Annotated in this window: 18 protein-coding genes; 10 read left to right on the top strand and 8 right to left on the bottom strand. The window is 66.5% G+C overall.

Going from position 1 to position 16,782, the window contains the following annotated elements:
• Positions 1-7: 7 nt before the first annotated feature.
• The 5 genes from tssG to icd all read right to left on the bottom strand — a co-directional run bounded on the left by tssG (position 8) and on the right by icd (position 7,173).
• Complete coding sequence (gene tssG / locus AC1RL8_RS01490) at positions 8-1,165, bottom strand: type VI secretion system baseplate subunit TssG (protein ID WP_492685599.1); 1,158 nt, start codon at positions 1,163-1,165, stop codon at positions 8-10.
• Positions 1,162-2,271: a TagK domain-containing protein gene (locus AC1RL8_RS01485; RefSeq protein ID WP_492685598.1), complete on the bottom strand. Its 1,110-nt coding sequence runs from the start codon at positions 2,269-2,271 to the stop codon at positions 1,162-1,164. Before AC1RL8_RS01485 ends, tssG begins: the two co-directional genes overlap by 4 nt.
• Entirely contained in the window at positions 2,268-2,999 is a 732-nt protein-coding gene (gene tagF / locus AC1RL8_RS01480; protein ID WP_492685597.1) for a type VI secretion system-associated protein TagF, read from the bottom strand. Before tagF ends, AC1RL8_RS01485 begins: the two co-directional genes overlap by 4 nt.
• Before the next feature lie 61 nt (positions 3,000-3,060).
• Positions 3,061-5,553 carry a type VI secretion system ATPase TssH gene (tssH, locus tag AC1RL8_RS01475; protein WP_492685596.1) on the bottom strand — a complete coding sequence of 831 codons (2,493 nt, stop codon included), beginning with the start codon at positions 5,551-5,553 and terminating at the stop codon, positions 3,061-3,063.
• 360 nt (positions 5,554-5,913) lie between these two features.
• Positions 5,914-7,173 carry an NADP-dependent isocitrate dehydrogenase gene (icd, locus tag AC1RL8_RS01470; RefSeq protein ID WP_062471491.1) on the bottom strand — a complete coding sequence of 420 codons (1,260 nt, stop codon included), beginning with the start codon at positions 7,171-7,173 and terminating at the stop codon, positions 5,914-5,916.
• Positions 7,174-7,392: 219 nt separating this feature from the next.
• Between icd and AC1RL8_RS01465 the strand changes: the two genes are divergently transcribed.
• The 3 genes from AC1RL8_RS01465 (at position 7,393) to AC1RL8_RS01455 (ending at position 8,634) form a co-directional block, all read left to right on the top strand.
• Positions 7,393-7,731, top strand: a complete 339-nt coding sequence (locus AC1RL8_RS01465; protein ID WP_062471494.1) for a hypothetical protein — start codon at positions 7,393-7,395, stop codon at positions 7,729-7,731.
• A gap of 152 nt (positions 7,732-7,883) precedes the next feature.
• Positions 7,884-8,072 carry a hypothetical protein gene (locus AC1RL8_RS01460; RefSeq protein WP_492685710.1) on the top strand — a complete coding sequence of 63 codons (189 nt, stop codon included), beginning with the start codon at positions 7,884-7,886 and terminating at the stop codon, positions 8,070-8,072.
• Positions 8,073-8,163: 91 nt separating this feature from the next.
• Positions 8,164-8,634, top strand: a complete 471-nt coding sequence (locus AC1RL8_RS01455; protein ID WP_082548869.1) for a DUF192 domain-containing protein — start codon at positions 8,164-8,166, stop codon at positions 8,632-8,634.
• 71 nt (positions 8,635-8,705) lie between these two features.
• On the opposite strand, the gene AC1RL8_RS01450 is transcribed toward AC1RL8_RS01455, so the two are convergent.
• Together AC1RL8_RS01450 and xseA are read right to left on the bottom strand one after the other, a co-directional pair.
• Positions 8,706-9,287, bottom strand: a complete 582-nt coding sequence (locus tag AC1RL8_RS01450; protein ID WP_101493049.1) for a superoxide dismutase — start codon at positions 9,285-9,287, stop codon at positions 8,706-8,708.
• A 50-nt stretch (positions 9,288-9,337) separates the two neighbouring features.
• The gene (gene xseA, locus AC1RL8_RS01445; protein ID WP_492685595.1) at positions 9,338-10,651 is read right to left on the bottom strand and encodes an exodeoxyribonuclease VII large subunit; all 1,314 of its coding nucleotides are present in this window, start codon (positions 10,649-10,651) and stop codon (positions 9,338-9,340) included.
• 312 nt (positions 10,652-10,963) lie between these two features.
• Here xseA and AC1RL8_RS01440 point away from each other — a divergent pair, with 312 nt between their 5' ends.
• From AC1RL8_RS01440 to adk, 6 genes are all read left to right on the top strand, one after another.
• Positions 10,964-11,596, top strand: coding sequence for a MotA/TolQ/ExbB proton channel family protein (locus AC1RL8_RS01440; RefSeq protein WP_070060550.1), 633 nt, complete (start codon positions 10,964-10,966; stop codon positions 11,594-11,596).
• Positions 11,597-11,741: 145 nt separating this feature from the next.
• The gene (locus AC1RL8_RS01435; protein ID WP_062471507.1) at positions 11,742-12,167 is read left to right on the top strand and encodes an ExbD/TolR family protein; all 426 of its coding nucleotides are present in this window, start codon (positions 11,742-11,744) and stop codon (positions 12,165-12,167) included.
• On the top strand, positions 12,168-13,163 hold the full coding sequence (lpxK, locus tag AC1RL8_RS01430; RefSeq protein WP_492685594.1) for a tetraacyldisaccharide 4'-kinase: 996 nt from the start codon (positions 12,168-12,170) through the stop codon (positions 13,161-13,163).
• The gene (locus tag AC1RL8_RS01425) at positions 13,144-13,326 is read left to right on the top strand and encodes a Trm112 family protein (protein ID WP_013541700.1); all 183 of its coding nucleotides are present in this window, start codon (positions 13,144-13,146) and stop codon (positions 13,324-13,326) included. The genes lpxK and AC1RL8_RS01425 overlap by 20 nt, the downstream gene beginning before the upstream one ends.
• The gene (gene kdsB, locus AC1RL8_RS01420; protein WP_070060548.1) at positions 13,323-14,096 is read left to right on the top strand and encodes a 3-deoxy-manno-octulosonate cytidylyltransferase; all 774 of its coding nucleotides are present in this window, start codon (positions 13,323-13,325) and stop codon (positions 14,094-14,096) included. Before AC1RL8_RS01425 ends, kdsB begins: the two co-directional genes overlap by 4 nt.
• Positions 14,097-14,231: 135 nt before the next feature.
• Positions 14,232-14,888 carry an adenylate kinase gene (gene adk / locus AC1RL8_RS01415; protein ID WP_062471515.1) on the top strand — a complete coding sequence of 219 codons (657 nt, stop codon included), beginning with the start codon at positions 14,232-14,234 and terminating at the stop codon, positions 14,886-14,888.
• Between the two features lie 30 nt (positions 14,889-14,918).
• Here adk and AC1RL8_RS01410 read toward each other — a convergent pair whose 3' ends face one another.
• Positions 14,919-15,905, bottom strand: coding sequence for an asparaginase (locus AC1RL8_RS01410; protein ID WP_492685593.1), 987 nt, complete (start codon positions 15,903-15,905; stop codon positions 14,919-14,921).
• Between the two features lie 73 nt (positions 15,906-15,978).
• Between AC1RL8_RS01410 and lexA the strand changes: the two genes are divergently transcribed.
• The gene (gene lexA, locus AC1RL8_RS01405) at positions 15,979-16,662 is read left to right on the top strand and encodes a transcriptional repressor LexA (protein ID WP_062471522.1); all 684 of its coding nucleotides are present in this window, start codon (positions 15,979-15,981) and stop codon (positions 16,660-16,662) included.
• Positions 16,663-16,782 lie beyond the last annotated feature (120 nt).

The following is a 16,782-nucleotide window of genomic DNA, read 5'->3' as shown; positions in this document are numbered from 1 at the left end:
GAAAGATTCAGCGCGCCGCGGCCGCTTGGCCGTGATGGCGCGAGCCGATGTACGCCTCGGGCTCGAACACCATGCCGACGGTGTAGCCGGGCGTCGAACGCGGCGCATCGACGGCAGGCCGCCCGTCTTCCGCGCGGCCGGAACCGCCGAGCCAGGTGGACCACCCGAGCTTCTCGGCGTCGTCGAGCCGTGCCGGCGGGGTGCTGTCGTTGCGCACACGCAGTTCCACCTCCCAGACGAATTCGTAGCCGACAAAGCCGCGCACCCATTCGACGAGCAGGCCCAAGTCCTGCCCCTGCGGGGTGAAACGCAGGTACTGCTCCAGGCTCAGCGGGCCAAGCACGAGCCGGAACTTGTTCTGCCGGTCGGCCACGACCTCCCCTGCCATGGCCCCGACGCCCATGATGCTGGAGGTCCGCGCGCGCCCCAGGTGGCTCTGGTCTTCGGGATCGATCCGGATCCAGTGGCGCACGAACTCCTGCAGCTGCACGGGCACGGCGAAAAAGTGCGCCAGCGTGGCGGCCAGCCCGTCGGGATTGCGGGCTTCGCGGGCCAGATGGGTCGAGGCCGCCAACCGGGCGTGCGCGGGCAGCACCGAATCGCGGATCTCGAGCGGGTCGTGCCCCGTCAGGCGTGCGATGTAGCGGCTGAACGCCTCGTCCTCCGACCGGTCGAGCCCGGCAGCGGCCTGCCCTTGCGCCCACGCCCGGTACATGTGCGTCAGGTAGCGGTGATGGAACAGGTCGAGAAAGTCCGCCAGGGTGCTGTCGTTGTGGTTTTCCGTGCGGTCTCGCACCAGTTCGGTGTAGTGCAGCGGCAACGGGCCGTTGGGGCCCAGGAGCCCGAGGCCGTACAGACGCACGACCGGCAGCGTCGGGTTGTTGCCGGACCGCGTCGGCGATGCTCCCGGCACCCGGCGCTCCGACTCACCGGGCAGCACCACGCTGGCGATTTCGCGCGGCGCGAAAGTCAAGGCCGCCGCCTGCCCCAGCCGGAACGGCTCCTGCTGAGGGCGCCTGGCCAAGCCGACGGGGGGATGCTGCAGGTGGGACGCGCCGAAGCGCCTCAACAGGGACAGGAAGCCGAACCTCCACGGCGCACGCCGCAATCGTCCCAGCATGTCTTGAAGCGTCCCGCCGGGGGCGGCCTCCGGGGATTTCGTCATGGCTTCCCCTCGCCTTCGTCGCTGTCCACGCGGTGCGGCGTTGTCGACCCCAGGTGAAGATGGCTGTCAGGCGACAGGTCATGGTGCTCTTGCCGTGTCAGGCTGGGCAATGGCGCACGGCTGTCGCGCGCCAGCTCCGGGGCGAACAGGCCCAGCACGTCCTCGGGCACCTCCTCGTCGAGCAAGCCTGATCTCACGAGGGGCTCGAAGTCTTCGATGATCCGGTCGATGCCCTCGCGCGGCAGCAGGATGTCGCGCAGCAACGGGTACGGCTCGGCCTGCCGACGCAAGTCATCGAGCGTGGGCGCGGCTTCGTTGCCCGATGCCAGCAGGCCCTCCCAGTCGACACGCCCCGAGAGTTGAGCGGGATCGCGCACGACGCGGACGAACTCCTCGTGCAGTTCGTCGAGCAGACTGGCCGGGCGGCCATCGCCACGGGCCGGCGGGATCGCCGGGCGCGCCGCAGGTCGTGCTTGCGCAGCCACGGGGGCATCACCGAGCAGCCCCGCCAGGACATCGGCAACGGGCGACGGCTGCGCCCCTGCGATGTCGAGAACGCCGAAGGGGTTCGCCAGCACATCCACGTGTTCGTCGCGCTCGCCGCCCTCCGGACGGTCGTTGAAGGCCAGTACACGCAGATCAAAGGGCGACGCGTCGGACGCGGGCGTGTGCGACGCCGCGCCCCGGTCGGCATCGGCGGAAGCGCGCCGGCCAGGCGCCTGCGTGCCCGGCTTCCTCACGTCGGCCGGAGCGCCTTGCTCGACCGTGAAACGCAACAGCCCGAGTTCCAGCGTGTCCCCCGGCGCGACCGGCACGCTCACTCCTGCGGGCACGCGCTCGCCCCGACACGCGCACATCAGCGTGTGGCTGCTGTTCGTCAAACGCCATTCCCCCGCACTGTCGCTCCATGCGATGCGGCACAGATTGGCCGCGCGCCATTGCGCTTCGCTCTGACGCTCCCCACACAGCTGAAGCGCATCGGCCATGCCGGCGCCGGAGGGAGGGATCGACAACGCGCCACGCCGCGGCTCCCCGTTGCTGTGCGTGAGTTGCAGGCGCAACGGCGTCTTTTCGGGGTCGCCCTCCCCTGTTTCCATGCGGATCATGGTGCGTCCCCCCAGAGCTTCTGCAATCGGTTGGCCGCCCCGATGAAGCGCCCTTGCGCGTCCTGCTGCCAGAACGCCATTTCCGCTCGGGCGCCCTGCAGCCGGTTCGGCCAGTCAGCCCATGGCAGAAAGCGAACGCCTTGCAGCGCCGCAGCGGGATCGTCCGGCAGCGCGGGCCCCGCCCCACGTTCGAGCAATGCCTGCATCTGCCTGCGCCGATGCGCGCGGTTGCTCTCGTCCTTCAATCCCGCACGCCCGTCCTGCGACTGTTGCGCGCGCCACAGCGCCCGCACTGTGCGCTCCAGCACGCGCAGATCGGCCGCCCCCTGGGCACAGGCATGCCGGGCCACGGCACGCGCAAGCCAGAACTGCCAATCCAGGGGCTCCTGCACCTGAGCGCCGAAGTGCGCCTGCGTCCAGCGTGGATGCGCCAGTTGATAGACGAGCAAAGGGTGGTGCCGCCCCACCTTGTCGACGGACGGCACGATCACCCCCAGCACGAAGCGCCGCCGCGCGAACGCCAGCGTTCCTGGCGGAAGCACGAAGGCGACGGGAATCGCCATGGCACGTGCCGTGGCGTCCGCCCCGGCATGGCGGCACTGCTGGGCCAGCCAAGGCATCCACGCGTCCGGCTCTCCGTGGCGGACGCCGCTGCGAACGAAATCCGCATGGCCGGGAAGTTTTCCCCAGATGGCGGGCGGGGTGACGTGCCACGCGGCACGCAGCATGCTCCACATCCGCATGGGTCAGGCTGCGCGTCCAGGGCAACGAAAGCCCTTGAGCACATCGCTACCGAGGGGATTCGGCTGACTGCCCGAACTGACATCGATCAAGGCCCTGCGGCCGTCGAACGCATATTCCACGCTCAATCGCCCCGGCGTGGCCGTGCTCACGATGCGCCCTTTCTCCAGAAGACGAAACAAGGCCCAACCGGCCAAGGAAGGCCGCAGGAAAGACCGTTCGCAGCGCCGGCTGGAGTGCATCGCGCAGGGCCTCGACATCGGGCGTCAGCAAGGGGTCTTCGCTCAGAGCGGCGATGAGTTCCGCACCAGTGTTGCTCGTCAACAGGATCGTGGTGTTTCGGAAATCGACACGACGCCCTTCCCCATCTTCCATCCACCCCTTGTCGAACACCTGATAGAAGATCTCGTGCACATCCGGGTGGGCTTTTTCCACCTCGTCGAGCAGGATCGTGCTGTAGGGCTTTCGGCGCACGGCCTCCGTGAGCACGCCACCTTCACCGAAGCCGACGTACCCCGGGGGCGCGCCTTTCAAAGTCGACACCGTGTGCGATTCCTGGAACTCGCTCATGTTGATGGTGATGAGGTTCTGCTCGCCGCCATACATGGCTTCGGCCAATGCCAATGCCGTTTCTGTCTTGCCCACACCCGAAGGGCCGGCCAGCAGGAAGACACCCACCGGCTTGTTCGGATCCGTCAGCCGCGCCCGCGCCGTCTGCATGCGCTCGGCGATCGCCGCGAGCGCAGGCCCCTGGCCGATCACGCGCGCTTCCAGTCGTGATTGAAGCGCAACGACTGCCGCGACCTCGTCGGTGACCATCCGCCCCACGGGAATTCCGGTCCAATCGGCCACGATGCCCGCCACCACGGCCTCGTCCACCTGGGGAAAAATCAGAGGCAACTCCTTCTGGTGCGCGGCAAGCTCGAGTTCGAGGGCCTCCAGCTGCGCCGAGGGTGCATTCCCTTCGGCGCAGCGCAGCTCTTTCGCCTCCTCCTTCTTCTTTGTCCGCAATCCATGAATCGTGCGAACCAGTGCAAGCTCGTCTTGCCATCGCGCTTCGTGCAAGGTCAACGCCTGCTGCGCGGCATCGAGTTGGGATCGAGCTTTGTCGAGGCGCAACGCTCTTGCATCACTCCCCTGGGCAACGACACCCTCCTGACGCAGCAGTTCGAGCTCGACCTGGAGGGCTGCGATGCAGTGCCGCCATTGCTCGACTTCAGGCGGCGGCGTGTGAAGCGACATGGCAACGCGCGCACATGCGGTGTCCAGGAGACTGATCGCCTTGTCGGGCAGCTGGCGTGCAGGGATGTAGCGATGCGACAGCGTCACGGCGGCGCGCACAGCCTCATCGAGCACGAGCACGCCGTGGTGCTCGGCAAAGGTGGCGACAAGGCCACGCACCATCTCGGTCGCAGCAATCTCGTCGGGCTCTGCCACCTGCAGCGTCTGAAAGCGTCGCGTCAGCGCCGGGTCTTTCTCGATGTGGCGCTTGTACTCGCTCCAGGTGGTGGCACCGATCGTGTGCAAGGTTCCTCGTGCAAGCGCTGGCTTGAGCAGGTTGGCGGCATCGCCGGTTCCGGATTGCCCGCCCGCACCGACCAAGGTGTGCACCTCGTCGATGAAGAGGATGACGGGCTGCACCGACTTGCCCGCCTCTTCCAGCAAGGCCTTGAGGCGGGACTCGAACTCCCCGCGCATGCTTGCGCCGGCCAACAAGGCTCCGACATCGAGGCTCCACAGGCGGCAGTTCTTCAGATCGGGAGGAACCTCGCCTTGCGCGATGGCCAATGCGAGCCCCTCGACCACCGCCGTCTTGCCGACGCCCGCATCTCCTGTGAGCAAGGGATTGTTCTGACGGCGACGCAGCAGGATGTCCACCATCGTGCGGATCTCGTGTCCGCGCCCGATGACCGGATCGATCCGCCCTTGAGACGCGCGCTCGGTCAGATCCGTGCAGTAGCGCCGCAACGCCGACTTTCCGTCCGACGCGGCATCCGCGAGTGCGGCACTGGCTTCTCCGGGCAGCGCTGATGGCAGACCGGAACCATCGTGCGGTCCTTCCTGCCCTTCGGGAGAACCGGCCACGATGGCATCGATGGCCTCCGTCAGTTGGTCTGCTGGGATTCTCTGGAATGCAGGCGAGATGCCAAGAAGCACGCGCCGCAAGTCTGACGTCTGAAGCAGCGCAGCAAGCAACCACGCACCACGCACGCAGTGCGCGCCGAACTCGAGACTGGAGAGCACCCACGCGCGCTCAATGGCAGCTTCGATGTGACTGGAAAAATCGGTCAGCGAGGTGGCACCGGATGGCAAGCTGGACAAGGCCGATGCGAAGTCTTTCTCAATGGCTTGCGCGTCGATCTGATAGTGCCGGCAGATGCGGTGCAGATCGCTGTCGTTGAGCTGCCAGAGTTGGTGAATCCAGTGCGTCAGTTCGACATAGGGATTGCCACGCAGCTTGGCAAATGCGGTGGCGGATTCGATGCCGCGAAACAAGGTGAGGTTGAGCTTGCCGAACAGCGCTCGCCGAGAGATCGTCATTGCGCGATCCGCCGTGCAGCGTGCACGCCCTGTTCGATCGAGTCGTCTGCGAGGCCCCCTGTTGCCGGGCAGATTCCTGCGTTCTTTTTCCCCACTTCGCGCCCCCTATGCTTCTTGGAATGGGCGCGATTCTGGCGGCTCGCCGCGAGGCAAACACAGCACAGTTTCTACCAATAGTTAAATGCAGGACGCTGCCTCTCGATCTGTGATGTTTGTCCGTGGCTCCTTACGTTCGGAAGACAAAGGAGGTATTTCAATAACGATATCGAGGATGCGACAGGCAAGAAAAAACCCTCGAGTCCTTTCGGAAGCTCGAGGGCTTGGCGTGGGCCTGACGCTTGTCGACGTCAGTGCTTGCAACTACATGTTGTCGATCATCACCTGGCCAAAACCGGAGCAGCTCACCTGCGTCGCGCCGTCCATCAGGCGCGCGAAGTCGTAGGTGACCTTCTTGCTGGCGATCGACTTTTCCATCGAGCTGATGATCAGGTCGGCCGCTTCGGTCCAGCCCATGTGGCGCAGCATCATTTCGGCAGACAGGATCTCGGAACCCGGGTTCACATAGTCCTTGCCGGCGTACTTGGGGGCCGTGCCGTGGGTGGCTTCGAACATGGCGACGGTGTCGCTCAGGTTCGCGCCCGGTGCGATGCCGATGCCGCCGACCTGTGCAGCCAGCGCGTCGGACACGTAGTCGCCGTTGAGGTTCAGCGTGGCGATCACGCTGTATTCGGCGGGACGCAGCAGGATCTGCTGCAGGAACGCGTCGGCGATGCTGTCCTTGACGGTGATTTCCTTGCCCGTCTTGGGGTTCTTGAACTTCATCCACGGGCCGCCGTCGATCAGCTCGGCGCCGAATTCCTTGGCGGCCAGGTTGTAGCCCCAGTCACGGAAGCCACCTTCGGTGAACTTCATGATGTTGCCCTTGTGGACCAGGGTCACGCTCGGCTTGTCGTTGTCGATCGCGTACTGGAAGGCCTTGCGCACGAGGCGCTCGGTGCCTTCGCGCGAGACGGGCTTGACGCCGATGCCCGAGGTGTTGGGGAAGCGGATCTTCTTGACGCCCATCTCGTCCTGCAGGAACTTGATGAGCTTCTTGGCCTTGTCGCTTTCGGCTTCGAACTCGATGCCGGCGTAGATGTCTTCCGAGTTCTCGCGGAAGATGACCATGTTGGTCTTGTGCGGCTCGCGCACCGGGCTGGGCACGCCCTCGAAGTACTGGATGGGCCGCAGGCAGACGTACAGGTCGAGTTCCTGGCGCAGCGCCACGTTCAGCGAGCGGATGCCGCCGCCGACGGGCGTGGTCAGCGGACCCTTGATGGACACCACGTAGTCGCGCACTGCATGCAGGGTTTCCTCGGGGAGCCACACGTCGGGGCCGTAGACCTTGGTCGACTTCTCGCCGGCGTAGACCTCCATCCAGTGGATCTTCTTCTTGCCGCCGTAGGCCTTGGCCACTGCGGCGTCCACCACCTTGAGCATCACCGGCGTGATGTCCAGCCCGGTGCCGTCGCCTTCGATGAACGGAATGATCGGCTGATCGGGCACATTGAGCGAATTGTCAGCGTTGACCGTGATCTTCTGGCCTTCGGTCGGGACTTTGATGTGCTGATAGCTGGACATGAGGGGGCTTGACTCCGGGAGTGACGTAATTCGAACGACTGTCTGCGAATTCAGACAGCGAGGGAGAATCGCTGTACAGCGCGCTAACAAATCGCTGTACATTTTAGACGCAACCCATCAGCGGACAATTGTCAACCGTAGGGCGATAGAGCCCGTTACTGGCTGACCTTCTGCTCGCCGGGAGGCGTTTCCAACCAATTCTCGATAGAGGAATCATCAATGAGCAAACTTCTCGCAGTCATGATCGCTGGCCTGTTCGCCGCTGGCGCGTACGCCCAGAACCCGGCCGGTACCACGCCCGAACAAGGCAACGCGACCAACAGCAAGCCGCAAGCTCGCGCTGAAGCCAAGAAGGAAGCCAAGCCCGCTGGTCAAGTGGCTCCCGCTGCTGGCGACATCGCCAAGACGCCCGAAGGCGGCGCCTTCGGTGCCGACAAGGCTGGCGTTGCTGGCGAAAAGCGCGCCAAGACCCGCGACGATCGTCGCCGCAACAAGGACGGCAGCGTGAAGCGCAAGGCCACCCAAGGCGGCACGCCTGACATGCCCGGCGCCAAGTAAGCCGGTCTGTCCCCCTAAGAAAAGCGCTCTCCAGAGCGCTTTTTTTCGTTCGCAGTTTTGTTCAACCACTGTCAACCGGGGTTCTTGAGGTCCGTTGAATGGAGGCCTTCCGCAGGGAGGTGATCCATATCAACAATCTCAAAGGATTTCTCATGAACAAGCTGATCGCAGCCCTGGTCGCCGGCCTCTTCGCAGCCGGTGCATTCGCCCAAGCCGCCGAACCCGCTTCCGCAGCGCCGGCCGCTCCCACCGTCCACAAAGCCAAGGCCAAGCACACGGTCAAGAAGCACAAGGTGCGCCACGTCTCCAAGGCCCACGCGGCCGCCGCCAAGAAGGTGTAAGCTTTCAAGCTCCCGGCAATGCCCGCTTCAGCGGGCATTTTTATTGGTCACGGGCCGACCTCGTGTGTCGCCGCCCCGAAAGAGTCATCCGATGTTTCAGCGTCTCGCCGCGCTGCTTCTGGTGTCCGCGTCCTTCCTGGCGCCGGCCCACGCGCAGCAGCAAATCCAACCGCAACCCCAAACCGATCTGGCACGCACGCAGTTGTCGGTCGGCCTCTACAAGATCGATGCGCAAGTGGCGCAATCGCCCCGCGAACGCGAGATCGGCCTCATGTTCCGCAAGACGATGCCGCAGGCCGAGGGCATGATCTTCGTCTTCGAGCAGCCGGCCACGCAGTGCTTCTGGATGCGCAACACCCTGTTGCCGCTGACCGCCGCCTTCGTGGCCGACGATGGCCGCATCGTCAATCTGGTCGACATGCAGCCGATGACCGAGAACTCGCACTGCTCCGAGGAGCCGGTGCGCTACGTGCTCGAGATGAACCAGGGCTGGTTCGCCAAGAAGAACATCAAAAAGGGTGCCAAGCTCGGCGGAGAGCTCTTCTCGGCCGCCAAGCGCTGAGCAATTGAGCGCCCGTAAAAAAGCCGACACGCAGGTCGGCTTTTTTTTCATAGCGAGCGCCAGGTCCGGCTTCAGCCGAAGTTCTTCGCCGCGAAATCCCAGTTGGCCAGCTTGGCCAGGAAGGTCTCGACGAACTTCGGGCGCAGGTTGCGGTAGTCGATGTAGTACGCGTGCTCCCACACGTCCACCGTCAGCAGCGCGGTGTCGGCGGTGGTCAGCGGCGTGCCGGCGGCGCCGGTGTTCACGATGTCCACCGAACCGTCGGCCTTCTTCACCAGCCACGTCCAGCCCGAGCCGAAGTTGCCCACGGCCGACTTCACGAAGGCTTCCTTGAAGGCATCGTAGCTACCCCACTTGGCATCGATGGCCTTGGCCAGCGCACCGGTGGGAGCGCCGCCGCCCTGGGGCTTCATGCAGTTCCAGAAGAAGGTGTGGTTCCAGATCTGCGCAGCGTTGTTGTAGATGCCGCCGCTGGACTTCTTGATGATCTCTTCGAGCGTCATCGCTTCGAACTCGGTGCCTTTTTGCAGGTTGTTCAGGTTCACCACGTAGGCGTTGTGGTGCTTGCCGTGGTGGTACTCGAGCGTTTCCTTCGAATACTCGGGGGCCAGTGCGTCGATGGCGTACGGCAGGGGTGGGAGCACATGTTCCATGGTTTTTTCTCGTGGGTTGGTTGTGGGGAATGAAGGATTCTAGGAAGTAATCAGGGGGGCGGCGTCAGACGCGTTCCCGTCGCGCCGCCGGGCGTCACGGTCAGGTCGACCGAGCCATCCGAAAGGCGTGCGACCACGGCATCGCCAGCCTTCAGGCTGCCTGCGCTGACGACCGCACGGCCTTCGCCATCGGTCAGCAAGGCATACCCGCGCTGCAGCACCAGGGCCGGGTCGAGCAGGCGCAGACGCAGGGCCACGCGCTCGAGCCGCTCGCGTCGCTGCGTCAGCGAACGCGCGAACTTCGCGGAAAAATCGGTGGCGATGGCCTGCGGCACCTGCGCCAATCGCTCCCGGCGCGACAGCACCGCGTAGTGCAACCGCTGCGCGTGGTGCGCCAGCCGCAACTGCTGGCGCGCGACCAGGCCCGACGGGCGGCCCAGCCGTGCGGCCGCCTGGTCCAGCCGTTGGCCGAGCACGTCGAGGCGCCCGCCCAGCGCATCGCCGAGCCGCTCGTCGAGCAGATCAAGCGCGCCGAGCCACAGGTCGCGCGGCGCGCTGACGAGTTCGGCGGCGGCCGTCGGCGTCGGCGCGCGCAGGTCGGCGCAGAAATCGGCGATGGTGAAATCGGTTTCGTGCCCCACGCCGCTGATCACCGGCACGGGACTTTGCACGATGGTGCGCGCCAGCGTTTCATCGTTGAAGGCCCAGAGGTCCTCGATCGAGCCACCGCCGCGCACCAGCAGGATCACGTCGACGGCCGGCTCCAGCGTGTAGAGCGACTGCAAGGCGCGCACCAGTTCGGCCGGCGCGTTGGCGCCCTGCACTGCCGCCGGCGCCAGCACCACGGGAATATGTGGCACACGCCGCCGCAGCGCGGTCACGACGTCATGCAGCGCCGCAGCCCCCAGCGAGGTGACAACGCCCACGGCACGCGGCATGGAGGGCAGCGCCCGTTTGCGCGCCGGGTCGAACAGGCCTTCGGCCTCGAGGCGTGCCTTGCGCTGCAGGAACTGCTCGAACAGCGCGCCCTGCCCCGCGCGCCGCAGGCTTTCGACCACCAGTTGCAGATCGCCGCGCGGTTCGTACACCGCCAGCCGGCCGCGCACTTCGACCTGGTCGCCGTCGCGCGGCGTGAAGTCGAGCAGACTCGCCGCGCGACGGAACATCGCGCAGCGCAGCTGGCCGGATTCGTCCTTGAGCGAGAAATAGCAATGACCGCTCGATGCACGCGAGAAACCGGAGATTTCCCCGCGCACCGAGACCGGGTTGAAGCGCGCATCGAGCGCATCGGCCACCGCGCGGCACAGCGCGCCCACGGCCCACACGCGCGGCCCGGGCGCGGCATTCGGCTCCCTGAAGCTCATCGCGCCCCTCCGCCGCCGAGCGCCACTCTTCCACAACGGGCGCCGCGCCCCCCGCTTTGGAGGGGTATGGTGGAACAGATGCACGAGTTCTCGTGCAAGCTGTTGATTTTATTAAAAAAAGTGCTGCTCAAAATTCAATCGATCTAACGGAAAGCCCGTCCCATGCGGGTTCGGAGTCATTGCGCAACGGGTTAATCACAAAGTTATCCACAGAATCTGTGCGTCCTTGCCGACACGCAAACAAGCCGCGAGCCGATGGTGGCTCGGTGGATAATCGCCGCGCATTTGCAGTCTACGGGCCGGAGGATTTTCTTGTTTTCCATCATTGTTGCCGCGGGCTGGCCAATCTGGCCATTGCTCGCCTGTTCGGTCATCGCACTCGCGCTGGTCATTGAACGTTTCACCAGCCTCAAGACCGTCAAGGTCCTGCCGCCGAAGCTGCTGGACGAGACCATCACCGTGTCGCGCGGCGCGGTTCCCGGCCCCGATGTCGTGACCAAACTGGAAAGCAACTCGATGCTCGGCCAGGTGCTGGCCGCCGGCCTGCGCGCGCTGAACGCCAACCCGCGCTGCACCGAAGAAGACCTGCGCGCCGCCATGGAGGCCTCGGGCCGCACCGTGGCGCACAAGCTGGAGCGCTACCTGCCGGCGCTGGCCACCATTGCCTCGGCGGCGCCGCTGCTCGGCCTGCTGGGCACGGTGATCGGCATGATCGAGATCTTCGGCTCGCAGTCGCCCGGCAGCGGTGCCGTCGGTTCGGGCAACCCGGCGCAGCTGGCGCACGGCATCTCGATCGCGCTGTACAACACGGCCTTCGGCCTGATCGTGGCCATCCCCACGCTGATCTTCTGGCGTTATTTCCGCAGCCGCGTCGACGAGTACCTGCTGAACCTCGAACTCTCGGGCGAGCGCTTCGCGCGCCACTTGAACGCACTTCGCAAATGACGGCCATCGCAGCAACCGACGGCCGCCACACCAGGGACACCGCGGAACCGGCTTCGCCGGGCCGCAGGTGTCGCCCCCGGAAGGGGGTTGGCGTAGCGACACGAAGTGCGCGCAGCCTGGGGGTGAGCCTATGACTCGGGGCCGCATGCAGTTTCGCCACGGCGCGCGCGACGAGCCGGAGATCAACCTGATCCCGTTCATCGACGTGCTGCTGGTCGTGCTGATCTTCCTGATGCTGTCGACCACCTACAGCAAGTTCACCGAGATGCAGCTGCGGCTGCCGACCGCGGACGTCGACGCCCAGCGCGACTACCCGAAAGAGGTGATCGTGGCGGTGTCGGCCGACGGCCGCTACGTGATCAACAAGTCGCCGCTGGCGGACCGCAGCGTCGACACCGTGGCCGCCGCGCTCGGCGCCGCCGCCACCGGCGGCAAGGACAGCGTCGTGATCATCAGCGCCGACGCAGCCAGCCCGCACCAGGCCGTGGTGACGGTGATGGAGGCCGCACGCCGTGCCGGCCTGATGCAGATCACCTTCGCCGCCCAGTCGACGGCCCAGGCCGGTCACTGAGTGTCGACCGGCGCGCGGCTGCAGGATGCCTGGCTGCGCCGCGGTGCGCTGGCCTGCCTGCTGTGGCCGCTGTCGCAGGTCTACGGCGCCCTCTTCGCGTTGCGGCGCGCCTTCTATCGATGGGGCTGGCAGAAAACCGAACGCGTGCCGGTACCCGTGATCGTGGTCGGCAATGTGATCGTGGGTGGAGCCGGCAAGACACCGGTCGTGATGGCCGTCGTGCGCCACCTTCAGGCGCGTGGCCTGCGGGTGGGCGTGGTGTCGCGCGGCTACGGCCGCCGCACCGACGACTGCCGCGAAGTCCAGGCTGACAGCGACCCGCAGGACGTCGGCGACGAACCCGCGCTGATCCACCATGCCACCGGCGCGCCGGTCTTCGTGGCCCGGCAGCGCATCGAGGCCGCACGCGCCCTGCTCGAACGGCACCCTGCGACGCAGGTCATCGTCAGCGACGACGGCCTGCAGCATCTGGCGCTGGCGCGCGACATCGAGATCTGCGTATTCGATGACCGCGGTGTCGGCAACGGCTGGCTGCTGCCCGCCGGTCCCTTGCGTGAGCCGTGGCCGCGCCATTGCGACCTGCTGTTGCACAGCGGCGAGCGGCCCGCCTTCGCCGACGGCTACACCGCCACCCGCGAACTGGCGCCGTACGCCCTCGCGAAGGACGGCCGACGCATCCCACTCGACACGCTCGCCGGCCAGCCCGTGATCGCGCTCGCTGCCATTGCACGGCCAGAGGCCTTCTTCACGATGCTGCGCGCACGCGGCCTGACGCTCGCGGACACCCTCGCGCTGCCTGACCACCACGATTTCACTGGCTGGCAACGCCCGGCCGACCCCGCCCTGCCGCTCGTCTGCACGGAAAAAGACGCCGTCAAGCTCTGGCAGCAGGCGCCCCACGCGCTCGCCGTGCCACTGCACTTCGAACCCTCGCCGGCGTTCTTCGCCGCCCTCGACGCAAAGCTATCATCGCTCGATGGATACCAAGCTGCTTGAACTGCTCGTCTGCCCCGTCACCAAGGGCCCGCTGACCTGGAACGCCGAGAAGCAGGAACTCTGCTCGCGCAGCGCGCGGCTGGCCTACCCGGTGCGCGACGGCATCCCGGTGCTGCTCGAGAACGAGGCCCGCACGCTGTCCGACGAAGAGCTGGGCCTGTGAGCTTCACCGTTCTGGTGCCGGCCCGGCTGGCTTCGACGCGACTTCCCAACAAACCGCTCGCCGATATCGCCGGCCTGCCCATGGTCGTGCGCGTGGCGCAACGTGCCCGCCAGTCCGGCGCCCTTCGCGTGGTGGTGGCCGGCGATGACGCTTCCATCATCGACGCCTGCAAGGCGCACGGCGTCGAGGCCCTGCTCACCCGCCAGGACCACCCCAGCGGCACCGACCGGCTGGCCGAAGCCTGCGAACAGCTCGGACTCGACGGTGACGCGATCGTCGTCAACGTGCAGGGCGACGAGCCGCTGATCGACCCCGCGCTGATCGACGCCGTTGCCGCCACGCTGGCCGCGCGCCCGCAGGCCGCGATGAGCACCGCCGTCCATGCGATCGACTCGCTGGCCGACTTCATGAACCCGAACGTGGTGAAGGCCGTGCTCGATGCGCAAGGCCATGCGCTCTATTTCAGCCGCGCGCCGATCCCCTGGTGGCGCGACGGCTCCTCGGGTGGTGCGGCGCCTTCGGTGCTGCCCAGCCCGGCACCGCTGCGCCACATCGGCATCTACGGCTATCGCGCAGGCTTCGTGCGGCAATTTCCGTTGCTGTCGCCCGCCCCTGTCGAAGCCACCGAGGCGCTCGAACAATTGCGTGCGCTGTGGCACGGACACCGTATCGCGGTGCATGTCAGCGATGTGGCCCCAGGCCCCGGGATCGACACGCCCGAAGACCTGGCACGCGTGCGCGCCGTCTTCGCGGCCGGCTCGCCTGCGTGAGCTGCAGGCCGCCCCGAGGGAGACGGCGGCAATTTGTCACGGGGACGCATGCTATCCTCGATGCAATTCCGCCTCGGCGCGCCTGAGGGTGCGCATGGGGCGCGACACAAAATCTAAGAACCTTCCGAGGACACCATGAGACTTATTTTGCTGGGCGCGCCCGGAGCAGGCAAAGGCACGCAAGCGACCTTCATCTGCCAGAAATATGGCATCCCCCAAATCTCGACCGGCGACATGTTGCGCGCCGCGGTCAAGGCAGGCACCCCCCTCGGGCTGCAGGCCAAGACGATCATGGATTCGGGTGCACTGGTCAGCGACGACCTGATCATCAACCTCGTGAAGGAACGCATCGCGCAGCCCGACTGCAACGGCGGTTTCCTGTTCGACGGCTTCCCGCGCACCATTCCACAGGCCGACGCCATGAAGGCGGCCGGCGTCAAGCTCGACTACGTGCTCGAGATCGACGTGCCCTTCGGCGACATCATCGAACGCATGAGCGGCCGCCGCTCGCACCCGGCATCGGGCCGCACCTACCACGTCAAGTTCAATCCGCCGAAGGTGGAAGGCAAGGACGACGTGACCGGTGAAGAGCTGATCCAGCGCGAAGACGACAAGGAAGAGACCGTGCGCAAGCGGCTCGACGTCTACAGCCAGCAGACCCGTCCGCTGGTCGACTATTACTCGGCCTGGGCCAAGACCGATCCGGCCGCTGCGCCAAAGTACCGCGCCATCCAGGGCGTGGGCACGGTCGACGAGATCACGCAGCGCGCGCTTGCCGCACTGAACAGCTGATCCAGCGGCTGATTCGTCAGCCTCGTTCTCCTAGCCGCCCTCCGACTCCGGCAGGGCGGCCACTCCCAACAGTTCCAGCACCAGCGCAACCCGCGCCTTCACCGGCGTGAGTGCGCCCGCATCCCGCAGCCCGTCACCGGGTTTCGGCAGGATGCGTCCGTTCGTGCAGCGCGTGGCGCGCAGCACTGCCACGCCGCCGTCCTGCGCCTTCAGCGCCGCGCCTTCCAGCGCGTGGTGCACGGTGCCGTTGCCGGTCGTGGCCACGACCAGCCCGCGCAAGGGCTCAGCCGACGGGAGCAGCAACGCCTCCACGATCGCACCGCTCGCGCCCGCGTGGCTCATGACGATCTCGACGCGGGGCCACGGCTTCGACACCGCCTCCAACCGCGCCGCATCGAGCGGCGCCCCCTGCGGCCATGCACCAACGCGCCGCACTTCGCCCTCCTCCACATAGCCGACCGGCCCCGCATCGCCCGACGCGAAGGCATCGAGGCGGTAGGTGTGCACCTTCTGCACATCGAGGCCGCTGTGGATCGTGCCCGCACACACCACCGTCACGCCCTGCGCGCCCGGCGTCGAGGCCACCGCGAGCGCGTCGCGCACGTTCTGCGGACCATCGGGCGACAGGGCCGTCGCCGGGCGCATCGCGCAGGTCAGCACCACCGGCTTGGCCGGCGCGAGCACGGCGTGCAGGAAGAAGGCGGTCTCTTCCAGCGTGTCGGTGCCGTGGGTGACCACGATGCCGGCCACGTCCGACTGCGCCAGCCAGTGTGCGCAGCGCGCGGCCAGCTGGCGCCAGGTGTCGGCGTCCATGTCCTTGCTGTCGAGCTGCGCGACCTGCTCCGCCACCAGCGTCACGCCGGCCGGCGCTTCGATGCCGCCCAGCAGGTCCGCCACGCCCACCTGCCCGGCGGTGTAGCCGATGTTGTCGCCGCTGCTGGCGGCCTTGCCGGCAATGGTGCCGCCGGTGCCCAGCACCACCACGCGGCGCGTCCCGGACGAAGAGGAATGAGTCATGGCTTGTCAACTTTTGAAAACTGGTTAAAAATACAGGTACTGGATATCTAGCCAGTGCCGCAAGGAAACCACTATGCAGTTCGCAGTGAAGCTTACCGCCCGCCAGCAGCAGATCCTGGACCTGATCCAGGGCGCCATCGCACGCACCGGTGCGCCGCCCACGCGCGCCGAAATCGCCAACGAGCTGGGCTTCAAGTCGGCCAACGCCGCCGAGGAGCACCTGCAGGCCCTGGCCCGCAAGGGCGTGATCGAACTCGTCAGCGGCACCTCGCGCGGCATCCGCCTCAAGGGCGATGCGCTGCGCTCGCTCCACGAAACGCGCCACCGCGAAGGCAACCAGTTCTCGCTCTCGCTGCCCGGCATGGCCCAGCTCGCGCTGCCGCTCATCGGCCGTGTCGCGGCGGGTTCGCCCATCCTCGCGCAAGAGCACGTCGACCAGACCTACTACGTCGAGAACACGCTCTTCCAGCGCCAACCCGACTACCTGCTCAAGGTGCGCGGCATGTCGATGCGCGACGCCGGCATCATGGACGGCGACCTGCTCGCCGTGCAGGCCACGAAGGAAGCGCGCAACGGCCAGATCGTGGTGGCACGCCTGGGCGAAGAAGTCACCGTGAAGCGCCTGAAGCGCAACAAGCAGGTGATCGAGCTGCACGCCGAGAACCCCGACTACCCGACCATCATCGTCCAGCCCGGCGAGCCCTTCGAGATCGAAGGCCTCGCGGTCGGCCTCATCCGCAACACGATGCTGATGTAGGCCCCGGGCCTGCTGTCCACACGCAGCAGCACCTCATCCGGCCGCGACAGGTGGCGGGCGTATGGCGCGAAGTCGCCATCACCCTGTCGTGACCGATTCAAGAAATCCTGCCTGTGTTCA

The organism is Variovorax sp. GW822-FHT04E09 (genome assembly GCF_058800845.1).
This window is presented reverse-complemented; position numbering and strand designations above follow the sequence as displayed.